General features: G+C 76.2%; 5 protein-coding genes. 3 read left to right on the top strand and 2 right to left on the bottom strand.

The features are described 5' to 3' along the window. Positions 1–152: 152 nt before the first annotated feature. Positions 153–515, top strand: a complete 363-nt coding sequence (locus tag AB0D08_RS40565; protein ID WP_359895395.1) for a hypothetical protein — start codon at positions 153–155, stop codon at positions 513–515. A 447-nt stretch (positions 516–962) separates the two neighbouring features. Here AB0D08_RS40565 and AB0D08_RS40560 read toward each other — a convergent pair whose 3' ends face one another. Then, positions 963–1244: a hypothetical protein gene (locus AB0D08_RS40560; protein WP_033823370.1), complete on the bottom strand. Its 282-nt coding sequence runs from the start codon at positions 1242–1244 to the stop codon at positions 963–965. Positions 1245–1361: 117 nt separating this feature from the next. Here AB0D08_RS40560 and AB0D08_RS40555 point away from each other — a divergent pair, with 117 nt between their 5' ends. Then, a complete protein-coding gene (locus tag AB0D08_RS40555) occupies positions 1362–1817 on the top strand; it encodes an AsnC family protein (protein WP_359895393.1) in 456 nt (151 codons plus the stop codon). 322 nt (positions 1818–2139) lie between these two features. Here the strand turns inward: AB0D08_RS40555 and AB0D08_RS40550 are convergent, their stop codons facing one another. Next, positions 2140–2301 carry a hypothetical protein gene (locus tag AB0D08_RS40550; protein WP_359895391.1) on the bottom strand — a complete coding sequence of 54 codons (162 nt, stop codon included), beginning with the start codon at positions 2299–2301 and terminating at the stop codon, positions 2140–2142. Positions 2302–2887: 586 nt separating this feature from the next. On the opposite strand from AB0D08_RS40550, the gene AB0D08_RS40545 reads away from it, so the two are divergent. Continuing rightward, a partial coding sequence (locus AB0D08_RS40545) for an ATP-binding protein (RefSeq protein WP_359895389.1) occupies positions 2888–3381 on the top strand: 494 nt, incomplete at its 3' end.

The following is a 3381-nucleotide window of genomic DNA, read 5'->3' as shown; positions in this document are numbered from 1 at the left end:
CCCCGCCCCACCGCCCCCCGCCCCACCGCCCTGCGCCCGGCTGCGCCGCGCGCAGGCCCTGCTGTCCGGTGCGCGCCGTTCGCGCCCCCGGGTGCGGGGCGGGTTGACCTGTTCACGGCCCTGTACGACCTGTCATGGTGCATGATCGCTGCGTGAGTTCGTGGTGGGTGGGGCGCAGGGACGGTCTGCTGGCGGAACTGGCGGGCCTGCTGGTGGTGTTCGGCGCGGACCCGGTGGAGGACCCGGGCGTCGGTGAGCTCGGCGATGCTGCGGCCGCGCTGGCGGGGGAGTACCGGACCAGCGGCCGGGGTGAGGGGGTCCGCGAGGCGGGCGCGCTCCTCGATCAGGCTGCCGCCGAGCTCCGGGCGGCGGACCGGTTCCGGGGCACGCTGCTGCCGGTGGTGGTCCGTCATCTGCGCCGCGCAGCGGCGTTCCTCGCCTCGGCCTGTGCCCGGCTGGGATCGGCGGCGGGCGCGGTGGCCGACGGGCCGGCCCGGGCCGCAGCCGCCTGGTAGCCCGCCCCACAGGCGCCAGCCACGCACTCGTCGGCCACGCACTCGTCGGCCGCGCACTCGTCGGCCACGCACTCGTCGGGCCGCGCCGTGCGAACACACCGGCCCCGCCGCTGCGCCCCGATCCTGCCCGGGGCGGTATCAGCCTGGAGCCGTGCCCCTGTCGGGTCGTACCCGGTCCCGGCGGCTCCGGTGGGCGTGTACGGACGGGGTGGCCGCCGTGCAAGCGGCTCGCGGGGGCCGCCAATCTCGCGCGATGATGGGACGGTGCCCGCACCGAGCCCGGATCGGTGGATCGTCCTGAAGCCTCCGCCCCTCGTTGCCGGGCGCCGGTGCCGGGCGGGCCCGGTGGCGGGGTGTGCGCGAGGGCCGGGTGGGGGGCGCCGTCCGTGGGCGGTGACGTCCCGCCGATGTGGCCGGAGGGCTGTCGTGCGGGAGCGGTGCCAGGGGCTAGTTGTAGATGTAGAGCCAGTACACGTCTTTCCCGGCAGGCGGGAGGTAGCCGTAGCGGCACTGGTACGGAAAGCCTTCACGCTCGTACTGCTGGCCGGCGTCCACGCAGTCCTTCTTGTACAGGTACCAGTTTCCGGTGATGTGCCATGACCCTGCGGTGCTCGTCGCAGGGGTGATTCGCGGACGCTCCTGGGCGCCTGCAGGGGTCGCTGTGACGGCGGCGAGGGCGGCGAGGGCGATGGCGGCGAGCACGGTACGGGCGGACGGCTTCAGGGACACGTGGATCTCCGATCGGTGAGCTGTGAAAGGGCATACGGATGCCCGGTGAGGTTGCTGCGGGGCTGAGCCGCGCAGCGGAGCCGGCCCGGACGGGCCGGGCGTTGCGTGCCGCATCGGATGCTTCGTTGGTGGTGGTCGCGGCCGACTGATGCAGCGTCAGAATGTTTGCTGCGCGGGTGTCATCCATGGTCGGCGCGCAGTCACCGGAACGGCCCCCGCGCGGCGGCCGGTTGGGCGGAACTTGCTCCCATGGCACGCGCATCGGCGGATTCCGTACCGAGCTCCACGGATCAGCGGCTGGTGGCCGCGCTGCAGTGCGACGGTCGCGTCACGGCGGAGCGGGCCGCCCAGGTGCTGGGGACCAGCGCTGCGACCGTGCGCCGGCGCCTGCAGGCGCTCGGCGACGACGGCACCGTGCGGGTGGTGATCTCACCGGTCGCGCGGCCTCGGGGCGGCGGGGCGTCCGGGGCCCGACCGTGTGCCTGCCGCCGGACGGGCGTTGGGGTGCAGGGATGGTCTGCTGGCGGGGCTGGCGGGGCTGCTGGTGGTGTTCGGCGCGGACCCGGTGGATGACCCGGGTGTGGGTGAGCTCGCCGACATCGCGGCCGTGCTGGCGGGGGAGGACCGGGCGAGCACCCCCGGTGAGGGGATCCGCGAGGCGGGCGCGCTCCTCGATCAGGATGCCGCGGAGCTCCGGGCGGCGGACCGGTTCCGGGGCACGCTGCTGCCGGTGGTGGCCCCTCACCTGCGCCGCGCGCGGGGCGGGCTGTGCCGCCGTCCCCGGGCCTGTTGTGCCCTGGCTGGTGCTGCGGCGCCGTCCGGGGCCGTTCGGCGTTCCGCTGTGCCGCTGTCCCGGCCTGCTGGGCACCGCCGGGCGGTCGTCCGGGCCGGCCCGCTAATCCTTAACGATCAGGCCCACCAGGATCAGCACCCCGGAGACGGCGGCGCCGATCCGCTGGCGGCGGCTCCAGTTGTCCCAACCGCGCACGCCTTTCGAGGCGACGAGCAGACCCACCGCGCCCGACAGGAACACCAAGAAACCGATCAGATGCCTCATTGCACTCCCCTCCCCGCGGCTGCCGGATCTGTGACCGGTGTCGACTCCGACAGCCCCGCGGCGCAGCGTACCGCCCCGCCCGCCCGCCCCTCCCGGCCGGCGGCGGCCCGCCGGCCGTGCCGGACCGGGCTCGGCGCGCTGCAGTAGCCCCGCGGGCCAGGTACTGGGCGGCTGCCGTCCCCGTCCCCGCCTCGCTGCGCCGCCGTCCAGGCCGTGCCCGCCGCTGCGCCCCGGCGCCGGACGGCTGGGGGGCCGTCAGGCCGCCCCGGGGGCTGTTCTGGCGGTGGGTGGGGTGCTGTCGCGTTGCCCTGTCGCGGGGTGTGGGCGGCGTGTTGGGGCCGGTGTGCGGGCCTGCCCCCGTCGGGCCGCGCACCGCCCGCCGTCCCTCGGAGGATCCCGGAGTGCTGTGACCACGCACCCGATAGCCCGACCGCAGGCCACCGTCCGGTCGGCGGGTGCCCGGCACACGGCCGCCGCTGCCCGGACCGCGACCGTCGCCACCCGGAACCGGCCACAGGCCCAGGCCCAGGCCCAGGCCCAGGATCGGGATCGGGATCGGGCCGCGGCCGTCGGGGACTGTGTGCGGGTGCTGCTGCCGTACGAGCCGTCCTCCGCCGCCGCGGCCCGCCGCCTGGTGCGCAGCACGCTGCGCGCCTGGGACCTTCACGACCTCGTCGAGGCGGGGGAGCCGGTCGTCAGCGAGCTGGTGGGCAACGCGGTGAAGACCGGGTGCCGGCGGCGGATGCTGGTGAGCGTGGAGCGGATCACCGGCGGCCGGGTGCGGATCAGCGTCTGTGACGGGTCCCGCACGATGCCGTGCCGGATCGACGCCGGACCGGACGCCGAGAGCGGCCGCGGCATGGCGCTGGTCCACCACCTCACGGCGGCCAGTGGGGCGTCACCCCGGAACCTCTCGGGAAGACCGTCCATCCGGACCTGCGGATCCGCCCATCCCACCCGGCACGACCCCGGGGCCCGCCCGGCAGCGCCGGACCTCGCCCGCGGGGCGGCCCGCCGGCGGCCCGAGTTTCGTACCGGGGCGCTTCAACCGAAGCGTCTCGCAGCGCCCGGCCGCGCCCC

This window comes from Kitasatospora sp. NPDC048540, from assembly GCF_040651175.1.
GTDB lineage: Bacteria > Actinomycetota > Actinomycetes > Streptomycetales > Streptomycetaceae > Kitasatospora.
Note: the sequence above shows the minus strand (reverse complement) of the source record. Positions and strands in the feature narration are given on the sequence as shown.

Bases quoted from the DNA above. Each gene is read 5' to 3' on its own strand.
- AB0D08_RS40550 (WP_359895391.1), bottom strand. From the start codon at position 2,301: ATGAGGCATCTGATCGGTTTCTTGGTGTTCCTGTCGGGCGCGGTGGGT.
- AB0D08_RS40555 (WP_359895393.1), top strand. From the start codon at position 1,362: ATGCTTCGTTGGTGGTGGTCGCGGCCGACTGATGCAGCGTCAGAATGT.